Raw genomic sequence first — 19,066 nt, 5'->3', positions numbered from 1 at the left:
GCAGCGGCCAGGTGGTCATCCTGCCCGCCCGGTGGCGGTTCGGCCAGGTCCACCACGTCAGGACTTTCTACGACATCGGGTGTTGTGGGCGGGCCCCGAGGGTGCGAGTCTCGAGTGCACGCGACGCTCGCGGTCGACGACGTCAAGGACGACGTCCGGCTGACCGCCACGTAGGACGTACGGGTCGGATCCACCCTCGCGCGACCGAGAGGAACGACGATGCCAGGTTGGTACGTGCACATGCAGGCCGCGCAGGACACGGCCGAACGACTTCGCTCGGGTTCGGTGCCGCCGAGCTTCCCGATCAGCGTCGCCGAGGCGCGGGACCTCGGTGAGATCTGTCGCACCTGGCGCAACTACCTCGCGATCGGGTCGCTCGGGCCCGATCTCTTCTACCTGCTGCCCGACTTCTCCAACACGAAGGGCTGTGTGATCCGACAGGTCGTGCAGTGGGCGCTGGACGTCTGGGAGGAGATCGACAGCGAGTTCGTCGAGAAGTGGGAGAAGTGGATCTCGCCGATCAGCACCAACTCCTCCCAGCTCGCCTCCCAGCTGACCGGCGGCCTGTCGAACCAGCTCGCGCAGATCCTCGACGAGCTGACCGCCGCCGTGATGTCGGCGTTCAAGGGCCTGCTGGCCCAGATGGGCGACTGGTTCGGTGTCCTGACCTCCGGGGTGCCGCAGGGCTACGGCAACGAGGCCTTCTACTGGTCGGACGTCTTCCACTACCGACGCACCTACCAGTTCCCGTTCGTCCTGTTCCAGCAGGCCACCGCCGCGCGTGCGGCCGCCTCGACCACCGCCGAGCGGCTCGACGCCGAGGCGCGGCTCGCCTTCGCGGTCGGCTGGATGTCGCACTGCGCGACCGATGTCACCGGGCACCCGTTCACCAACGCCAAGGCCGGTGGCCCCTACCGCGACCACTGGCAGCGGCACCACCTCGTCGAGAACCACATCGACGCCGAGAACTACTCGGCGCTGAACTCCGGCGCCTGCTACGGCGAGTACGGCACGAGCGCCCTGCACTTCCGGCTCGCCTTCCGCCGCCGCAGCGACGGGCCGTACGCGGGGCGCGACGACGGCCCGGCGTACGACTACTTCACCGGCTTCCCGGCCTACGACACCTCCGACGGCCCGACGCCGGCCGCCGCGAGACAGGCCCTGTTCGACCTCGACTCCGGTGGGCTGCCGGAGCACCTGACCGACGCGCTGCTGGAGGCGATGGCCGCCGTCCACCCGGACGGTCCGAAGATCCTCACGCAGGATCCGCAGTACTCGGCGACCGACGCCGGCGGCGAGGCCGACGGGCGCCCCGACGCCGACGCGATGGCTCAGATGTGGGACATCGTCTACACGTACCTGAAGATGACGAGCCGGGACGGCTTGAGCCCGACCCGGCCACAACCTCCTGAGGTCTTCACCGACCACTCGTTCCCCACACCACCGGGTGGCGGCGGGTACGGCGTCGACGACGACCCGTCGCGCGGCGCGGACGTCGATGACGACGACTCGTTCAGCCTGCTCGACCTGCTGCTCGCACTGTTCGCGTGGGCGGTGTACCTCGCCGAGGTGGCGATCTGGCTCGCGACGATCCTGCCGGGCCTCATCATCGACATCACGACGTTCCCTGCTCGCGAGGTCATCTACTACGCGCTCGTCGTGCCGGCCTGGAACCTGTTCATGCTGGCCCGGCGGGCACTGGTGATGTCGGGGTTCCTGATGCCGAAGCCCGAGGAGGTCGACCCGGGGCTGACCGTCCTGGGGACGGCCGGCGGCACGTTCTCGATCGCCTCGGCGCTCGACGACCCGCTGGGGCTCGGAGCGGCGGCCACTGTCATCACCGAGCCGTCGGGTCGCCTCGACGCCGGTGCCGCCTTCGGCCTCGACCCGGCCTACCCGCGCAACATCGTGCGGGACCGCCTCGCCGACGTCTCGGAGGTCGACCTGGTCAGCGCGCTCGGCCTGACCCACAACCTGCGGTACGCGGGCGACGGCCCGCCCGAGCTCAAGCCGAGCGAGTGGGTCGCCCCCTGGCGCTACCCGCTCAAGAACCAGGCCGGGCAGTGGGTGCCCCAGGAGGGCGCGCCTGCGCACGTGGGGCCGTACGTGGCGGGGCAGCCCAGCACTGTCCTGCTGGGCTCGGTCGCCGGCGCCGCCGCCGCCCGCAAGGGCCTCGAGGCGTGCACCACCCCGCAGCAGACCTTCGATGCACTCGAGGCGCTCCTGCCGATGGACGCCCACCTCGGCGGTCCGGTCGACTACGGCATCTACCTCGTCGGGCGGATGGCCGGCGAGGTAGGCGCCGCCGAGTTCGCTGTGCCCGACTTCAACCTCGACTCCGATCGCGGCTACGCCTGGCACTGCTGGGACTGGGACCGCCATCACCTCGGCCGCGACCCGGGCCACAAGGACGACCGCGGGGTGTGGGAGTGCGTCCCGGACATCGACGAGGTCGTCCTGTCCCCGACCCGCACGATCGACTTCAGCTACCCGCAGCCGTGCACCCCGCCGCAGTTCTTCAACGCGAGGACCGACAACCCCCGTCGGGTCTCGGGCGGCGTCCCGTTCGACTCGCAGTGGTACGACCCGCACCGTGACCTCAGGGTGCACTACCTCGGCCGCGACGTCGCACCGCCGCCCGCGCACGTCGGCGCCGACCCGTGCGACCGGCGGCCGGGTGACCCGCCCGACGAGCACGAGCTGAACCTCGGCCAGGAGTGGCAGCGCGGCACGTTCGGAGGCGACCGGTGAACGACGACGAGCGCCGCCCGCCCGAGCACCCGGAGCTCGGCGACGAGGAGCACAAGGAGCAGCGGGGCGAGGAGCCGAGGGACCCGGTCGGCCACACCCCGGACCGACCGGCGGACCCCGATCCCGATCCGGGATACGTCCCCGACCCCGGGCGCGGCGACCGGTGGCGGGAGATGGCCGGCGAGATCGGCCGCGAGCGTCGCCCACGCCGTGCGGACGTCTACCCCTACCTGCTGGTGCGCGCGTTCTCCCCGGGCGACCGCGGTCAACGCCCGGTGTGGCCCCCGGTCGTGTGCTGGGAGTCCCCGGACCTGCTGCTCATCGACGCCGCCTACACAGGGCCCTTCGACCAGGGCAGGCTCGTGGTGAGCCCGGTCGCCGGACGGACCTACCGGGTCTTCGTCCGGGTGTGGAACCTGGGCCTGCTCCCCGCGGTGGGCGTGCACGTGCAGGCGTGGGCGGTCGCCGCGGGCTTCTTCGGTACCGGCAACCAGAACGACCCCTACTACCAGCAGCACCACATCGGCGGTGCCTGGATCCCCGAGCTCGCCGACCGCCGCGACCCGGGCTGCGTCCGGCTCGTCGAGCTCGACGCGCCGTGGCGGATCGATCCCGGCGAGACGGGGCACGAGTGTCTCATCGCGTCGGTGAGCTGCCCGGCGGACCACTTCGCCGGTCCGTTGCTCGTCAACGAGCACCGGCACGTCGGTCAGCGGAACCTCACGATCGTCGGTCCGGGCCAGAGTGCGGCGCCGTTGATCACCACGTTGGCCGGGCTCGTGCCGAAGGGCTTCACCCTCGAGCTCACGCACGGCGGGCCGGCGGCCGTGCCGCTCCTGCAGGCCCTGAGCGGTGGCTTCCTCCCGATCGGTGAGAAGCGCCGGCCGCGGCCGATCGTCGCGCCCGCCCTCGAGGAGATCCGCGGGGGTGTCGACATCGGTGCGTCCGTGCACCTGCTGACGGCCTTCGAGTCCGAGGGTCGCACCGTCGTGGCCCGCAGCGACGCGTTGGCGAAGGTGGTGGGTCGGACCCGCTACGCCCTGCGCTCCGCACCCCGGGAGGGCCCTGCTGTGCACCCGTTCGCCGAGCCGGGCGGCACGCGTCGCCTGCTCGACACGCTCGGTCCGGAGCGCTGGGGCGACGTCGGCGAGGTCACCGACGAGCCGTTGGCGTACGCGTGGGTCCGGGGTCTCGAGCAGCTGCTCGACGCACGGGAGCTGCCCGGCAGCGAGATGGCCCGTGCGCTCGGCGGGCCGGACGGCGCCCAGCACCTGCTGCGCCTGACGCTCACGTCACCGGAGGGTGAGCTGGTCGGTGGCTACTCGATCGTCGTCGCGGGCTGAGCCGGCAGGTTCGGCGCCCTCGGACGAGCGTCCTGTGGCCGCAGCCGCTGCGGCTGCTTGGATCGACGGGTGATCCACGGCGTCCTGGTCCTGCTCCGGCACGGTGAGAGCACGGCAAACGCCGCCCAGGAGTTCACCGGGCTCCTGGACGTCGGCCTGACGTCGCGCGGGCGGCAGCAGGCGACCGGCGCCGCACGGATGATCGTCGCGGCCGACCTCCGGCCCGACGTCGTGGTGACCTCGCCGATGCTCAGGGCGAGGCTGACGACGGACCTGGTCCAGGCCGAGCTGGCCGCCGAGGGCGTCGCGGTGGTCGCCACCTGGCGTCTGGTGGAGCGGGACTACGGCTGCCTCACGGGCGTGTCGAAGGCGCAGGCCCTCGACCAGCTCGGCCCGGAGCGCTACTTCGCCCTGCGCCGAACCGTGGACGGCGTGCCCCCACCGGCCACCGCCGATCAGGTCGCCACCTGGGACAACGCCTTCACCGACCCGCGTTCGGGGCTGCTCGTCCCTGGGTCGGGGGAGTCGCTGCGGGACGTCGTCGCGCGGGTCACCCCGAGCTGGCACCTGATGCGTGCGCGCGCGCAGCGCGGCGAGACGGTGCTCGTGGTCGCGCACGGCAACTCGCTGCGTGCGCTGTGTGCGGTCATCGACGGGCTGAGCCCCACCGAGATCGAGGACCTCAACATCCCGTCCGGCCACCCGCTGCGCTACGACGTCTACCCGGACGGTCTGGTCGGACCACGGGGCGGGCGCTACCTCGACGTGTCGGCGGCTCAGGACGCCGCCGCACGGATCGCACGGGAGGGCGGGACCTGAGCACCTGTCGGCATCGAGAGCGTCGCGCTCAGGCCACCCGCCGGGGAGTCGCCCAGGTGGATGTCGCCGCCGTTCTCCCGGGCGATCTCGCGGGCGATCGCGAGGCCCAGGCCACTCCCGCCGGCCTCCCGCTCGCGCGCGTCGTCGAGCCGGACGAACCGCTCGAAGACGCGCTCGCGGTCGGCCACCGGGATGCCGCCGCCGTCGTCGTCCACCTGGACGGAGCCGTCCGCCAGCCCGACGGCGACCCGCGAGCTCGCATGCCGCAGCGCGTTGTCCAGCAGGTTGCGCACGACCCGCTGGACGGCCGCCCGGTCGCCCCAGCAGGTGCCCGTCCCGGTCACGTCCAGCTGCACGTCGGACGGACGCGTCGCGCCGATCGCCTCGTGGACGACGGCCACCAGGTCGATCCGGTCACGCACCACGGGGGCCGACCCGACGCGGGCGAGCAGGAGCAGGTCGTCCACGAGCGCCTGCATGCGCAACACCTCGACCTCCAGGTCGGCGGCGAGCTCGGCGCTCGTGTACGTCGCCGGATGGGCGCGGGCGACGTCGATCCCGGCCCGCAGCGAGGCGATGGGGGAGCGCAGCTCGTGCGCGGCGTCCGCGACGAAGGCGCGCTGGCGGGTAGCGGCGGTCTCCAGCCGGTCGAGCATCTCGTTGAGGGTCCGGGCGAGCGCGCCGAGCTCGTCGTCGCTGCGCGGGACGGGCAGGGCACCTGGGCCACCCTCCCCGGCGACCTGCGCGGCCGCCCGGCGGAGCTGCTCGACAGGTGCGAGGGCCCGGCCGACCACTGCCCAGATGGCGAACGCGAGCAGGGCGGTGAGCACCGGCACGACGCCGACGAGCGAGACCGCAAGGGCGCGCAGCAGACCCTGCACCTCGGCCAGCGGGACGGTCGCGACGACCGTCGCCGGCTCACCGCGGTAGGTGGTCGTCACGACAGCGACCCGGGCGCCAACGTCGTACGCGCTCACCTCCGTGGCCGTGACCAGGACAGCCGTGCCCACGGTGCCCGCTGTGCCCGGGGTGCCCGCGGTGCGCGCGGCTCGTGACCGCAGGTCGTCGAGCTCCCGGGCCGGGACCACCGGCAACGTCCGGCTCGCATTGGGCGAGGAGCTGATCACCCGGCCGTCGGCGTCGAGGAGCTGGACGATCTCGCCCGGCTCGGCGACCGGCAGGGCCGCCGGGACGCGGTCCTCGGTGACCAGCGCGGCGACCGTCGTGGCCCGGTCGCGGACGATGTCGTCGAGCGCGGCGACCCGGCCGCGGGACAGCACTGTCGTCAGCAGCACCGCACCGATCACCAGTGCCACGCACATCGACGCGGCCGTGAGCACGGTCAGCCGCACCCGGACCGACCAGCCGCGTGCCCGCGGGCCGGGTGACCGCGCCGGCGCGCCCTGACCGGCGCCGCCCGTGCCGACGGCGCTCATCCGGCCACGCGGTAGCCCGCGCCGCGGACCGTGGTGATCGCGGTGCGGCCGAGCTTGCGTCGCAGGTAGCCGACGTACACCTCGACGACGTTGAGGTCCTCGCCGGCGCCGTCCCAGACGTGGTCGCGCAGCTCGACCTTGCCGACCACCCGGTCCGCGTGGCGCATCAGGTACTCCAGCAGGGCGAGCTCCCGGCTCGTCAGCTCGACGAGCCAGCCCGCCTGGGTCACGGTGCGGGCGGAGGGGTCCAGCACGATGTCGCCGGTGGTCAGCACCGCGGGCCGCGCACCTGCCGGGCGCCGCAGCAGCGCCCGCAGCCGTGCCACGAGGACGACGAAGGCGAACGGCTTGGTCAGGTAGTCGTCCGCGCCGACGTCCAGACCGTCGGCGACGTCGTGCTCGCCGTCCTTGGCGCTGAGCATCAGCACCGGCGTCCACACGTCGCGCTCGCGCAGGGCCGTGACGACGTCGTAGCCGTTGCGCCTGGGCAGCATCACGTCCAGCACGATCGCGTCGTAGTCGGTGTCCGTCGCGAGCTCGAGGCCGGTCTCGCCGTCGTACGCGACGTCGACCGCGAAGCCCTCCGCGGTCAGTCCGCGCTGGAGCGCGCGCGTCAGTCCGCGCTCGTCGTCGACCACCAGCACCCGCACCCCCGCAGCATGCCACCGGGCCTGGCGGACCGGTGCGCACCCGCCTCCGGGCCCTCTCAGCATCCTCACAGCAAGGACGGCGCACAGTGGTGCCATGAGCGAGCTGACCGAGACCCGTCCCACCCCGTCGTCGCGCCGCTGGTCGCCGCGGTCCCGCTGGGCTGTGCCCGCCGCCGCTGTGATCGTCGTCGTCGGTGCCTTCGTCACCCCACCCCTGATCGCCTCGGCCGGCGACGAGGGCCTGCCGGACGTGACGCCCGAGCAGCTGGTCGCCTCGGTGATCGCCGCGGAGCCCTCGCCGCTCTCCGGCACCATCGTCTACACCGCACGCCTCGGCCTGCCCGACCTCCCGTTCGGTGAGATCGGCGGGGCGGACCCGATCGCCCTGCTCGGCGGGAGCTCGACCATGCGGGTCTGGTCGGACGGTGCGGAGAGCTCGCGGATCTCGCTGCTCGGTGCGATGTCGGAGTACTCGGTCGTCCGGGACGGCGCCGAGGCCTGGACGTACTCGAGCGCCGACGACGAGGTCGTCCACTACGCGCTGAGCCCGGCGGACCAGGCGCGGTACGACGCGCTCGCCGCCGAGCTCGAGGCCGGACCTTCCCCGGAGGTGGCCGGTGACCTGCCGACGCCGCAGGAGGCCGCCGCTGCCGCGCTCGAGCACGCGGACGAGACGTCCATCGTCTCGATCGACGGCCAGACCACGGTCGCCGGTCGCGGTGCGTACCTGCTCGTGGTGACCCCGCGGAGCACCGGGACCCTGATCGCGCGGATCGTGGTCGCTGTCGACGCCGAGACGTCCGCGCCGCTGCGCGTGCAGGTCTGGAGCACCCAGGACGCCGCGGCCCCGGCGCTCGAGGTCGGGTTCACCGACGTCGCGTTCACGGCCCCCGACCCGGCCGTGCTCGAGTTCTCCGTCCCGGCGGGGGCCACCGTGCGCGACGTCGTCGTGCCGCTGCCCGCCGAGTCCGAGCTGCCCGACGAGCAGGACCTGGCGGCCCTCGAGGACATGGCAGACCTCGAGGACATGGCGGACCTGAAGGACACGGACGCCGCTGCGCCGGAGGGCGTGACGGTCACCGGCACCGGCTGGGAGACGGTCGTGGAGCTCTCGGGTCTGGACATGATGTCGCTGATCGCCGGGGACCCGGCCGCCCTGGCCACCGTGCCGGGTGGCGAGCCGAGCTTCGGCTCGGAGAGCGCCCAGGACCTCATCGCGGAGTTCCGCGGCGACGAGGGCGACGGCTCGCACTCGATGGACCTGGACACCGTCGCCCTGTACACCGAGCTGACGACGCGCGTCCCCGAGGGGACCCTGCTCAGCTCGTCCCTGCTGAGCATCCTGGTGACCGATGACGGGCGGGTGCTGATCGGCGCCGTGCCGGCCGAGACCCTGCGCGCGATGGCGTGACGGGAGCCCGGCCGGCGGGCGTGGTCGGCAGGTCGGCCCAGGGGGCATGCTTGCTCCTGTGACGACCGACCAGCGGACCGCGACGCCCGAGCCGCTCGCGCACCCGGCGGACCCTGCGCCCGCCGTCCCGCTCGCGGTGCGGACCGAGGGTCTGACCAAGCAGTTCCGGTCCGGCCAGGTCGCTGTCGACCGGATCGACCTGGCGGTGCCGCGCGGCTCGGTCTACGGCTTCATCGGCCCGAACGGCTCGGGCAAGACGACGACGATCCGGATGCTCCTGGGCCTCGTCAGGCCGACCAGCGGACGCGCCTGGCTGCTGGGCCACCCGATGCCGCAGGCGGCCGGCCCGGTGCTCCCGCGGGTCGGCGTGCTGGTCGAGGGCCCGGCCTTCCAGCCGTACCTCAGCGGTGCCGCGAACCTCGCCCGGCTCGACGCCTGCGATGCGACAGCCGACCCGCGCACGGCACGTCTCCGCAGCGGCGAGGCGCTCGAGAGGGTCGGCCTGGGCGCCGCGGCCGGCAAGCCGTACCGGCAGTACTCCCTGGGCATGAAGCAGCGCCTCGGGCTGGCCGCGGCCCTGCTGCGCCCGCGTGAGCTGCTCGTGCTGGACGAGCCGACCAACGGGCTCGACCCTCAGGGCACCCGCGAGGTGCGGCACCTCGTGCGTCAGCTGGCGGACGGCGGGACCACGGTGCTCGTCTCCTCGCACCTGCTGACCGAGATCGAACAGGTGTGCTCGCACATCGGGATCATGGGCCAGGGGCGGCTGCTGCTGCAGGGTGATCGGCAGGTCCTGACCCGACGCGGTGCGGCCCGGGTGTCCGTGACGACCTCGGCCGAGCACGTCGGGACCGCGGCGCAGGTGCTGGCCGGTCTCGGGCTGGCCGAGGTCAGGGTCGACGGCGTGCTGCTCGATGCCCTGCTCGGTGCCGTCGAGCCGCAGCGGGTCGCGGCCGCGCTGGTCGGCGCGGGCATCGACCTGGTCGGCCTCGAGGTCCGGCGACCGAGCCTCGAGCAGCTCTTCGTCACGCTCACCGGGGAGGGCTTCGATGTCGCTCGCTGAGCTCGAGGCCGCGGTTCCCGCTGTGGCGGGCCTGAGCGTGCCACGACGCGGTGCGTGGGGTCGACTGGTGCGCAGCGAGCTGCGCCTGGTCTTCGGCCGGCGGCGCAACATCGCGCTCCTGGCGGGGCTGTCGTTCGTCCCGCTGCTGCTCGGCACCCTGCTCTTCGTCACCCAGGACTCCGCACTCGGCGGCCAGGGACCGGGTTTCATCGGGCGGGTCACCGGCAACGGGCTGTTCCTCGTGGTCGCGTCCCTGTTCATGTGCCTGCCCTTCCTGCTGCCGCTGACCACGGGGATCGCCTCGGGTGACGCCATCGCCGGCGAGGCGCAGGCGGGGACCCTGCGGTACCTGCTCGCGGTGCCGGTCTCCCGGGGCCGGCTGCTGGCGGTCAAGGCGCTCGCCACGATGACCTTCGTCGGCTCCGCGGTCGCCGCGATCGCGGTGGTCGCGCTCGTCGTGGGCGCGGCCTACTTCGGGCTGGGCGAGCTCACGCTGCTGTCCGGGTCGACGGTCCCGCTGTCCGACGGCGTGCTGCGGATCGCGGGTGTCGCGCTCTACGTCGTGCTCTCGCTGTCCGGGCTGGTCGCGGTCGGTCTGTTCCTGTCCTCGCTGACCGAGGTGCCGGTGGGGGCGATGGCCGCCACCGTCGTCGTCGCGATCGTCTCGGCAGTCCTCGACACGCTCCCGCAGCTCGCCGCGATCCAGCCGGCGCTGCTCACCCACCACTGGCTCAACTTCGCCGAGTTCCTGCGGATCCAGGTCGACTGGGGTGTGCTCGGCCGGGGACTCGCGGTGCAGGCCGCCTGGGTAGCGATCTTCGGCGCGCTGGCCTGGAGCCGCTTCACGACGGCCGACGTCACGTCCTGAGGCCTGCGGTCGTTCCCGCTCGGCCGACGGTCGGACGGGGCATTCGTCCGCGTCTGCCCGCCCGAGACGCTAGGGTCCTCGCGTGTCGATCGACGGGCTGCACGAGTACGTCACCCAGTGGCACGACGCGTGGTCGATCCTCGGCGCCGTCGCGACCACGGTGGCCGTGATCATCGCGCTGTGGTCCATCACCCACGAGCGCCAGGCGCGCCGGGCCGCCGAGATGCGCGCCCAGGTGGCGGAGCGGCAGCGGGAGGTCCAGCGCGTCGCGGACGAGACGCGCCGGATCGGCGAGGACAGCCGCAACCGGTGGCACCGGCGTCGCGACCAGGGTCTGCGGGTGATCGGCTGGATCGAGTGGCAGCCCGACCCGACCTCCTTCGTCAGCGCCGGCGGTGCCCTCCAGGAGCGCCGGTTCGGCAGGGTCGTCAACCTCTCGGACGCACCGGTGTACGACATGAGCTTCCAGGTCGTGAACGCGGAGCGGGACCAGACCCTGACCCTCGCCGAGCGCACCGTGTTGGTCGCCGGCGAGGAGCTGTCTGTCGCCCTCCCGCAGACCCACCAGGATCCCGGGGAACGGATGACGGCGTTCGTCCTGTTCCGGGACCTGCAGGGCGCGAGGTGGCGACGGCTCGAGAACGGGGAGCTGGCCGAGCTGGACCACAGCGGACAGCCGATCCACGACCCGGTCCCGGTCTGATCTGCTTCGCCGTCGGCGAACGCGGGCACGGACGGGCCGCTGCACCGGGTTGACCAGGCATGGGCACCGAGCAGCCGGACGACCTCCTGGACGCGTACTCGACCGCCGTGGTCCGCGTCGCGCGATCGGTCCTGCCCAGCGTCGCCAGCCTGGTCGTGCGCACGGAGCGAGGGCCCGCGGCGGGCAGCGCCAGTGTCCTGACGCCTGACGGGTTCCTGCTGACCAGCGCGCACGTCGTCGCGGGCGGCGACACGGCGGAGGCGTCGTTCACCGACGGCACCGAGGTCACGGCCGATGTCGTCGGGCGGGACCCGCTCTCGGACCTTGCGGTCCTGCGTGCGCGCGGAGGGGTGCCGCCACCGGTCGTGCTCGGCGACGCGTCGGCGCTGCAGGTGGGCCAGCTCGTGGTCGCGCTCGGCAACCCGCTCGGCCTGGCCGGGAGCGTGACCGCCGGCATCGTCTCCGCCCTCGGGCGTTCGCTGCCCACCCGGGCGGGACGGGTCGTGGACGAGGTGATCCAGACGGACGCCGCGCTCAACCCCGGCAACAGCGGCGGTGTGCTGGCGGACAGCTCGGGCCGGATGGTCGGCGTGAACACGGCGGTCGCCGGGATCGGCGTCGGGCTGGCCGTGCCGATCAACGACACGACCCGCGGTCTGATCACCACGCTGATGACCGAGGGGCGGGTCCGAAGGGCCTGGCTGGGGATCGTCGGGTCGCAGGCGCCGCTCCCGCCGGCCCTCGCGCAGAAGCTCGGCCGGCGCACCGGCCTGCACGTGTCCGACGTCGTCGGCGGCAGCCCTGCTGCGGTCGCGGGTCTGCGGCGCGGCGACGTCGTGGTGGCCGTCGACGGCCGGACCGTCGCGTCGACCACGCAGATCCAGCGGCTGATGGTCGAGGGCGCGATCGGCCGTCGGATGGAGGTCACCGTGTGGCGCAACGGTGCTCTCGTCGACGTCCTGGCCCTGCCGCGCGAGCTCAGTGACACCTGACCGGCCGGCGGCCGACCCGGCGACGGGCTCCCCGCCGCCGTGCCGCCGATCTCCTAGGGTGGGCGGGTGGAGCACCTCGGCGTCCCGGACGTCCCCGACGTGGCACCCGCTGCGCTCGTGCGGCTGCCGGACGGCACGATCAAGCAGGTCTCGCCGCTGACCGGGACGGTCGTCTGGACGGTGCCCGGCCGCGCGCACCGGCCCTTCGCGGCGCCGGCCGGGGAGCGCAACCTGCTCGGCCGCGCACGCGACAGGTACTGCGCGTTCTGCCCGGACCGCCCGCTGGACGTCCCGCCCGAGAAGGCGCGCCTCGTCCTGGGCGCGGACGGTGCGCCGACGGTGCTGCGGGACGTGCCCGCCGAGCAGCTCAAGGGCACTGTCGCGGAGCTCCGGCGCATCCCCAACCTCTTCGAGATCCTCGCTCCGGGCTACTGGCGCGCCAACCACGGCTACCAGGTCCCGGCGGAGCTGGTCGCGCGGGCCACGGCCTACACCGCGACGCCGCAGGGCCGCGACCACGTGCTGGCCATCCTCCGTCGGCGGTTGCCCGCCGACGGCCTGACCGAGCAGGAGTGGGCCGCGACGCCCGAGGAGACCCGGCTCGAGCGGGGTGTCGACCTGTTCGCCGGCACGCACGACGTCGTGGTGGCCCGACGGCACTTCGTCGACGGGGCGGTCTACGACGACGAGCTCGCCGGCTCGGGCACGCTCACCCCCGACGAGCACCATCGGTACGTCGCCTTCACGGCCCAGGCGGCGGCCGAGCTGTACGCCGCCCAGCCGTACGCGCGGTACGTCGCGGTCTTCCAGAACTGGCTCCGGCCGGCCGGCGCATCGTTCGACCACCTGCACAAGCAGCTGGTGGCGATCGACGAGCACGGCCCTCGAGGTGAGCAGATCCTGGCCCGGGAGCGCAGCCGGCCGGGGGTGTTCAACCTCGTCGTCGACCACGCCGTCGCGAACCGGCTGGTCGTCGCCGAGAACGAGCGCGCGGTCGCCGTGGCCGGCGTCGGGCACCGCTACCCCTCGCTGGAGGTCTACTCGACGAGCGATCGGCACCTGCCGTGGGAGCACACCGACGACGAGGTGCGCGCGGTGTCCGACCTGCTGCACGCCCTGCACGCGGCGACCGGCACGGCCGTGCCGACGAACGAGGAGTGGCAGCACCGTCCGCCCGACGTCGACGTGCCGATGCCCTGGCACATCGTGCTCAAGTGGCGGGTGTCGACCCTCGCCGGGTTCGAGGGCGGGACGAAGATCAACGTGAACACCCTCGACCCGTTCACGCTCCGCGACCGCGTGGTCGCCGCGCTGGTCCCGCTGCGCGATGCCGGTGCGGTCGAGCCGATGCGGGTCGGCGACGAGTGCACGGGCCGGCGGGGGCGGCTGCGGTACGTGCGCTGATCGCCCGCAGCGACAGTGCTCATCGGCCGGGGGCCGGCTCGCAGAGCTCGAGGATGGCGGCCCTCATCCGGGGGTCGACGTCGAAGTGCGCATCGAGGAAGACCAGGATGGCCTCCGCCGACTCCGGGGTGCGCTCGTAGCCCTGGACGAAGGTCGGCAGGTGCGCCGCCAGCCCGGGCAGTCTCTGCTCGACCCGACGATCGCTCATGAACGGGTCACGGTGCGCGGGCACCTCGGGCTCGATCGCGCCCGCCAGCTCCAGGACGCGGTCGACGGCGAGGCCCTGGACGAAGCGGGCCGCGGAGAGCTTCTCGCCGCGCCGGAAGCGCCCGAGCCCGATGTGGAGGTTGGTCAGCGCCTCCCCGAGCTGCCATCGGACGTCGAGGGCCGGCGGCTGCCGGGTCGCGGTCGGCTGCAGGAGCGTCGGGTCGACGTCGGCCCGTGCCCAGACCACCCGTCCGGGCGCGAACGCGATCTTCTCGAGCTCCGCGGGCTCGAACACCGCGAACTCGCAGAACACCCCGTCGGCGAAGAGCAGCTTGTGGCCGTCGGGAGTGTTCTGGAACGAGTACGCGACCGGGCCGACGGCGGTCAGCCAGTCGAGGTCGTCGATGTAGCGCTGCTTGGTGCCGGGTTCGACCACGGCGAAGAAGTCGAGGTCGGAGTACTCGTCCAGCCGGTCGAGCTCGACGCCCACCGAGCCGAGCGCGAGCAGGGCCACGCCGTGGCCGCTGCGCTCCAGGGCGCTGCCGATCTCGTCGAGGCGCGTGAGCAGCAGGGCGGTGCGGTCCATGCGGGTCTCCTCGGTGCCAGGTCGCCCGTCGGGGGCGCAGGTCCGAACCTATCCCCGGCCGTACCGATGACCTGCCGACGACCTGCCGATGACCTGCCGACGACGGGCCGACGACCTGCCGATGACCTGCCGGGCGCCGATGGTGTGCGTCCCCGGTGCGGACAGGGGAGGATGCGGTCATGACGATGATCGACAGCACCGAACCGGTTCGCCGCCTGCGATGTGCCCTGTTCGTGGACTTCGACAACGTGTACATCGGTCTGCAGCGGCTCGACCCGGCGGCCGCCGAGGCGTTCGCCGGCACCCCGGCGCACTGGCTCGCCGGCCTGGAGACCGGCAACGACGCCGACGGTGAGTTCTCCCGGCGGTTCCTCGTCCGTGCCTGCTACCTCAACCCGTCGGCCTTCTCGCAGTTCCGGCCGAACTTCACGCGCGCCGGCTTCAGCGTCGTCGACTGCCCGTCGTTGACCCAGCAGGGCAAGAGCAGCGCCGACATCAACCTGGTGCTCGACGCCGTGGACGCCCTGAGTGCGGAGACCCGGTACGACGAGTTCGTGATCCTCTCGGCCGATGCCGACTTCACGCCCCTCGCGCTCCGGTTCCGGGCTGCCGACCGGCGGGTCACGATCGTCACCGCCGGGCCGGCCGCGAGCGCCTACCGTGCCGTGGCGGACACCGTCGTCACCGCGGACGAGCTCGCCGAGCTGGTCAAGCACCCCGAGCCGGCGCTGGAGGAGACGGCGGTGCCGCCCGAGCCCGCAGCGGCGGTCGTCGAGCCGCGGCGTGCGACGTCCCGGGCCCAGGCGCCGAGCGCACCGGCCAAGGCACCCGCCGCGACCCCGAGCGGCCAGGCGCGCAAGGCAGTGCTCCGGCTGGTGCGGACGGCTGATCGGCCGATGACCGGTGGCGTGGTGGCACAGGCCGCCCAGCGGGCCGACCCGTCGGTCATCACGTCGGGCTGGGAGGGCATGGGGAGCTTCTTCCCGTGGCTGGCCCGCGTGGTCCCCGAGCTGGGAGCCGCGACGCGTCCCGCGCCGGGGTTCGTGTGGGACCCGAAGCGGTTCAGCGAGGCCGACCTCCCGAACGTCGGCGATGTCGCCCTGCCGCCTCTGCAGCGTCAGGTGGTGGACGTCACCGACATCCCGAACCTGCCGACCGAGCGCTACGGCATCCTGCTCACCGCGCTGGCGCAGGACGTCAACACCGTCCCGTTCGACCGGCCGGTCACCGCGAAGCGTGTGCGGGACGCCTGCCAGGCCGCGGGTGCGCCGATCGGCCGTGGCTCGGTCAACACGGTCATCGCCGGGATCCTCTACGCCGGGCTGGACCTGAACGCCAAGCCCACCGCGAAGAAGGTCGCCGAGACCTGGGCCGACAACGTCATCGGGCTGTGCCGCGGTGCCCGGATGGAGCTCAGCCCGCAGGACGTCGCCGCGATCCGCGCCTGGGTCGGCGGGGGACTGCTCAAGCGGTAGGCCGGCCGGTTCAGGGCGGCCGGTTCAGATCGCCCGGGCGAGACTGCGGCGGAGCAGCCACGCCCCGGCGAGGAGCAGCACCGAGGCGTACCCGGCGAGCACGCCGAGCTGGGGCAGGATGTCGGCGAGCGTGGCCTCGTGCCGCTGGATCTCGGCGAACGCCTCGTAGGCCCAGGCGTGCGGGGTGACGTGGGCGATGGTGCGCAGGCTGTCGGGGAAGAGCTCGAGCGGGAGCATGCTGCCGCCCAGGGCGGCCAGGACCAGACCGAGGCCGATGCCCACCCCGACCGCGGCGCTGTCGTTGTCCATCACGGAGCCGACGACCATCGCTGCGCCGGCCGCCACGAGCGCGAAGACGACCATGACCAGCAGCGACAGGGCCAGGTTGCCCCAGTCCACGTCGAAGAGCAGGGCGGTGGCCGCCATGATGTAGCCGCCCTGGAAGGTGGCGATCGCCAGCCGGCCGAGCCCCTGCCCGGCGATGGCCTGCGTGGTCGAGACCGGTGCGGCGAGCGTGCGGCTCATGACCCCCGAGCGTCGGGCCCGGATGAGGCTCTCCGAGCCGGCCAGCGAGATGAGGAAGACGAACAGCAGGAGCTGCGGTGCGGCGCTGACGCCGAACTGGCCGAGCCCGGCGAACTCCTGCGAGACCTCGTCGACGTCCGCGACCGCGAGCCGCGGGGGCGTCGCGGACCCGGCTGCGGCGAGCAGGGCGCTGCGCGCGGGGCTCTCCTCGACACCGGCGGCGGCGAGGGCAGCCAGCTGCCCCTGCTCGGTGACCACACCGCCCAGAGCCGTGCGCACCCGCTGAGCGACGGCCTGCGAGCCGGCCTGCGAGCTCGGGATCACGTCGAGCCGGAGGTCCGTGTGGTCCTCGAAGGCCGCGGCGGCGTCGACCGGGATGAGGATGCCCACGTCCGAGCGCCCTCGGGCCACCTGCTCACGGACCCCGCCCTCGTCGGTGCCGGTCACGTCGAGGCCGTCGGCCACCAGCGCGGTCGTGACAGCGGTGCGCAGGGCGCTGTCCGGCCCGGCGACAGCCACCTGTCCCCGGCTGCTGCCGCCGAACTGCGAGCCGATGAGCAGCACCAGCAGCAGCGGGAAGATGAAGGTGAAGAAGATGTTGGACCGGTCCTTGAGGAAGCGGCGCAGCTCGACGGCCGCGATGGCGAGCACGGCCCTCATCGGTCGCCTCCCCGATCGGGCACGAGCCGGGATGCCGCCCCGCAGACCACCGCGAAGCCCAGCATGATGAGCACCGGCGTGCCGATGGCGCCCAGGCCGCCGCCGCCGTAGGTGATGCCGAGGCCCCGGAGGAACGCCGCGATCGGGTTGAGGTCGAGCAGCAGGCCGGCCAGCCCCGAGCCGGTGATCGGGAAGAAGGAGCCGCCGGCCATGCCGAGGACCAGGGCCAGGATGGACTGGACGATGCTGGCCTGCTCCGCCGTCCGGGCCACCCGCGCGATGACGAACATCAACGAGACGGCACTGGCCACGACGCACAGCACGAGCACGGCCACCGCGGCCGGCGAACCGAAGGAGACGTCGAAGAGCCGGCTGCCGACCACCAGCAGGACGGTCGTGGCGACGACGCCGAGGATGTAGCTGCCCAGACCCTTGGCGGCGACGACCAGGCCGCGCCGCATCGGCATCGACCGCAGCCGTGCCAGCGTCCCCTGCTCGCGCTCTGCGACCAGGCCGAGGACGCCGAAGCCTGCGGTGAAGAGCAGGAAGAGCGCCGCCTGCCCGGCCACCAGCGACGCGGAGCCGCTGAGCTGTTCCGCGGAGGCGCGTCCTTCGGTGAGGGTGATCGCGGGTCCGGCGGTGGCCGCCGTCTGCGCGATCGCGGCGAGCTGCTCAGCCGGCAGACCGAGCTGTGCGCCGGCCGTGGCGGCCACCGTCCCGGCGGCGAGCTGGTCGAGGACGCTCTGCATGACCGAGATGACGACGGCGGTCTCGATGCCGCCGTCCTCGCCCTGGACGACCTCGACGACGACGGCCTCGCCGCTGGTGACCGCAGCCGTGAAGCCCTCGGGGACGACGACGCCGAGCGCCGCCTCGCCGGACTCCACCGCGGCGCGGACCTCGCCTGCGACCATCGGCATGCTCCGGACGAAGATCGCGTCCAGGCCCAGGGCGGCGTCGAGGACGTGGGCCGCGAGCTCGTCGTCGGCCGGCGCGCTCCAGGCGACGGTGATCTCGTCGAGCTCGACGTCCTGCGAGCCGACGAACGTCACGTTGAAGACGAGCATCAGGGCGAGCGGCACGATGAGCGCGAAGATGACGACGGACCTGTCGCGGACGTGCTGCCGCAGGTCGGACGCGGTCATGATCCACAGCGGGCGCATCGTCAGTCCCGCAGGGCCTTGCCGGTGAGCTGCAGGAAGACCGACTCCAGGTTCGGGCGGGTGATCTCGACGTCGGACAGCGTCATGCCCGCCGCTGTGGCGGCCGTGACGATCCCGGCCACCGCCGTCGGTGCGTCCCGCACGGTCAGGGCCAGGGTGCGGCGGTCGGCGTCGACCTGGTCGACGGCCGGCAGCGCCCGGATGGCCTCGGCCGCCGCCACGACCTGGCCCGAGCCCTGCAGGTGGATCCGGTCGACCTCGCCGGTCAGGCGGATGAGCTCGGCGCGGGTGCCCTCGGCCTGCAGACGTCCGGCGTCGATGATGCCGATGCGGTCGCAGAGCCGCTCGGCCTCTTCTATGTAGTGCGTGGTGTAGAGCACGGCCATGCCCTCGACCGACAGCGCCTCGACCGACTCGAGGATGGCGTTGCGTGACTGCGGGTCGACACCGACGGTCGGCTCGTCGAGGATCAGCAGGGTCGGGCGGTGCAGCAGCCCGATGCCGATGTTGAGCCGGCGCTTCATGCCGCCGGAGTACTCCTTGGTGGCGTCCTTCGCGCGGTCGGCGAGGCCGATCAGGTCGAGCACCTCGGCGACCCGGCCACCCAGGTCCTTCCCGCGCAGCCCCTGCAGGCGCCCGAAGAACATCAGGTTCTCCCGGCCGGAGAGCTCCGGGTAGATCGCGAGCTCCTGCGGGACCAGTCCGACGTGCGCCTTGACCGCCACCTGGCGCGGTCCCATCGGCCGTCCGACGACTGTCACGGTGCCCTCGTCGGCGGCGATCAGCCCGGCGACGACGGAGATCGTCGTGGTCTTGCCGGCGCCGTTGGGTCCGAGCAGTCCGTACGTCTCGCCGGGGGCGATGCGGAAGGAGACGCCGTCGACGGCGGTGAGGTCGCCGTACCGGCGGACGAGGTTCTTCACCACCAGGACGTCGTCGCCCAGGGTGTTCGCCGAGGGCGCTGCAGCGTGGCTCGTGCTCGTCGTCATCGCGTCACCGGCCCTCTTCTC

General features: G+C 73.2%; 16 protein-coding genes. 10 read left to right on the top strand and 6 right to left on the bottom strand.

The features are described 5' to 3' along the window. Positions 1–219 precede the first annotated feature (219 nt). From K415_RS0100710 to K415_RS0100700, 3 genes are all read left to right on the top strand, one after another. Positions 220–2,751: a hypothetical protein gene (locus K415_RS0100710; protein ID WP_024285208.1), complete on the top strand. Its 2,532-nt coding sequence runs from the start codon at positions 220–222 to the stop codon at positions 2,749–2,751. Next, positions 2,748–4,094 (top strand): hypothetical protein, encoded by a 1,347-nt coding sequence (locus tag K415_RS0100705; RefSeq protein WP_024285207.1) that lies wholly within the window; start codon positions 2,748–2,750, stop codon positions 4,092–4,094. The genes K415_RS0100710 and K415_RS0100705 overlap by 4 nt, the downstream gene beginning before the upstream one ends. A 69-nt stretch (positions 4,095–4,163) precedes the next feature. After that, complete coding sequence (locus K415_RS0100700; protein ID WP_024285206.1) at positions 4,164–4,913, top strand: 2,3-bisphosphoglycerate-dependent phosphoglycerate mutase; 750 nt, start codon at positions 4,164–4,166, stop codon at positions 4,911–4,913. Here K415_RS0100700 and K415_RS0100695 read toward each other — a convergent pair. Together K415_RS0100695 and K415_RS0100690 are read right to left on the bottom strand one after the other, a co-directional pair. Further along, a complete protein-coding gene (locus K415_RS0100695; protein WP_024285205.1) occupies positions 4,871–6,349 on the bottom strand; it encodes an ATP-binding protein in 1,479 nt (492 codons plus the stop codon). The genes K415_RS0100700 and K415_RS0100695 overlap by 43 nt on opposite strands. Further along, positions 6,346–6,999 carry a response regulator transcription factor gene (locus K415_RS0100690; RefSeq protein ID WP_024285204.1) on the bottom strand — a complete coding sequence of 218 codons (654 nt, stop codon included), beginning with the start codon at positions 6,997–6,999 and terminating at the stop codon, positions 6,346–6,348. Before K415_RS0100690 ends, K415_RS0100695 begins: the two co-directional genes overlap by 4 nt. Positions 7,000–7,093: 94 nt before the next feature. Here K415_RS0100690 and K415_RS0100685 point away from each other — a divergent pair, with 94 nt between their 5' ends. The 6 genes from K415_RS0100685 (at position 7,094) to K415_RS0100660 (ending at position 13,440) form a co-directional block, all read left to right on the top strand. Next, positions 7,094–8,410, top strand: coding sequence for a hypothetical protein (locus K415_RS0100685; RefSeq protein ID WP_231494791.1), 1,317 nt, complete (start codon positions 7,094–7,096; stop codon positions 8,408–8,410). Positions 8,411–8,468: 58 nt separating this feature from the next. After that, positions 8,469–9,473 carry an ABC transporter ATP-binding protein gene (locus K415_RS0100680; RefSeq protein ID WP_369795158.1) on the top strand — a complete coding sequence of 335 codons (1,005 nt, stop codon included), beginning with the start codon at positions 8,469–8,471 and terminating at the stop codon, positions 9,471–9,473. Continuing rightward, on the top strand, positions 9,460–10,341 hold the full coding sequence (locus tag K415_RS0100675) for an ABC transporter permease (RefSeq protein ID WP_024285201.1): 882 nt from the start codon (positions 9,460–9,462) through the stop codon (positions 10,339–10,341). The genes K415_RS0100680 and K415_RS0100675 overlap by 14 nt, the downstream gene beginning before the upstream one ends. A gap of 82 nt (positions 10,342–10,423) precedes the next feature. Continuing rightward, entirely contained in the window at positions 10,424–11,044 is a 621-nt protein-coding gene (locus tag K415_RS0100670; protein WP_024285200.1) for a hypothetical protein, read from the top strand. A 59-nt stretch (positions 11,045–11,103) separates the two neighbouring features. Continuing rightward, on the top strand, positions 11,104–12,036 hold the full coding sequence (locus tag K415_RS0100665) for a S1C family serine protease (RefSeq protein WP_024285199.1): 933 nt from the start codon (positions 11,104–11,106) through the stop codon (positions 12,034–12,036). Positions 12,037–12,102: 66 nt separating this feature from the next. After that, a complete protein-coding gene (locus K415_RS0100660; RefSeq protein WP_024285198.1) occupies positions 12,103–13,440 on the top strand; it encodes a DUF4921 family protein in 1,338 nt (445 codons plus the stop codon). A 19-nt stretch (positions 13,441–13,459) separates the two neighbouring features. Here K415_RS0100660 and K415_RS0100655 read toward each other — a convergent pair whose 3' ends face one another. Beyond that, a complete protein-coding gene (locus tag K415_RS0100655; RefSeq protein ID WP_024285197.1) occupies positions 13,460–14,233 on the bottom strand; it encodes a hypothetical protein in 774 nt (257 codons plus the stop codon). Between the two features lie 179 nt (positions 14,234–14,412). On the opposite strand from K415_RS0100655, the gene K415_RS0100650 reads away from it, so the two are divergent. Next, on the top strand, positions 14,413–15,708 hold the full coding sequence (locus K415_RS0100650; RefSeq protein WP_024285196.1) for an NYN domain-containing protein: 1,296 nt from the start codon (positions 14,413–14,415) through the stop codon (positions 15,706–15,708). A 24-nt stretch (positions 15,709–15,732) separates the two neighbouring features. Here K415_RS0100650 and K415_RS0100645 read toward each other — a convergent pair whose 3' ends face one another. The 3 genes from K415_RS0100645 to K415_RS0100635 are packed head-to-tail and all read right to left on the bottom strand — an operon-like array spanning position 15,733 to position 19,045. Beyond that, positions 15,733–16,893 carry an ABC transporter permease gene (locus K415_RS0100645; protein ID WP_029662888.1) on the bottom strand — a complete coding sequence of 387 codons (1,161 nt, stop codon included), beginning with the start codon at positions 16,891–16,893 and terminating at the stop codon, positions 15,733–15,735. Beyond that, positions 16,890–18,056, bottom strand: coding sequence for an ABC transporter permease (locus tag K415_RS0100640; RefSeq protein WP_029662887.1), 1,167 nt, complete (start codon positions 18,054–18,056; stop codon positions 16,890–16,892). Before K415_RS0100640 ends, K415_RS0100645 begins: the two co-directional genes overlap by 4 nt. Before the next feature lie 2 nt (positions 18,057–18,058). Further along, positions 18,059–19,045, bottom strand: coding sequence for an ABC transporter ATP-binding protein (locus K415_RS0100635; RefSeq protein ID WP_024285193.1), 987 nt, complete (start codon positions 19,043–19,045; stop codon positions 18,059–18,061). Positions 19,046–19,066: the final 21 nt, after the last annotated feature.

This window comes from Cellulomonas sp. KRMCY2, from assembly GCF_000526515.1.
GTDB lineage: Bacteria > Actinomycetota > Actinomycetes > Actinomycetales > Cellulomonadaceae > Actinotalea.
Note: the sequence above shows the minus strand (reverse complement) of the source record. Positions and strands in the feature narration are given on the sequence as shown.

What these genes read in the sequence shown, in the direction of transcription:
- K415_RS0100685 (WP_231494791.1), top strand. Translation starts at nt 7,094, where the DNA reads ATGAGCGAGCTGACCGAGACCCGTCCCACCCCGTCGTCGCGCCGCTGG.
- K415_RS0100695 (WP_024285205.1), bottom strand. Translation starts at nt 6,349, where the DNA reads ATGAGCGCCGTCGGCACGGGCGGCGCCGGTCAGGGCGCGCCGGCGCGG.
- K415_RS0100635 (WP_024285193.1), bottom strand. Translation starts at nt 19,045, where the DNA reads ATGACGACGAGCACGAGCCACGCTGCAGCGCCCTCGGCGAACACCCTG.
- K415_RS0100710 (WP_024285208.1), top strand. Translation starts at nt 220, where the DNA reads ATGCCAGGTTGGTACGTGCACATGCAGGCCGCGCAGGACACGGCCGAA.
- K415_RS0100675 (WP_024285201.1), top strand. Translation starts at nt 9,460, where the DNA reads ATGTCGCTCGCTGAGCTCGAGGCCGCGGTTCCCGCTGTGGCGGGCCTG.
- K415_RS0100645 (WP_029662888.1), bottom strand. Translation starts at nt 16,893, where the DNA reads ATGAGGGCCGTGCTCGCCATCGCGGCCGTCGAGCTGCGCCGCTTCCTC.
- K415_RS0100640 (WP_029662887.1), bottom strand. Translation starts at nt 18,056, where the DNA reads ATGCGCCCGCTGTGGATCATGACCGCGTCCGACCTGCGGCAGCACGTC.
- K415_RS0100665 (WP_024285199.1), top strand. Translation starts at nt 11,104, where the DNA reads ATGGGCACCGAGCAGCCGGACGACCTCCTGGACGCGTACTCGACCGCC.
- K415_RS0100655 (WP_024285197.1), bottom strand. Translation starts at nt 14,233, where the DNA reads ATGGACCGCACCGCCCTGCTGCTCACGCGCCTCGACGAGATCGGCAGC.
- K415_RS0100650 (WP_024285196.1), top strand. Translation starts at nt 14,413, where the DNA reads ATGACGATGATCGACAGCACCGAACCGGTTCGCCGCCTGCGATGTGCC.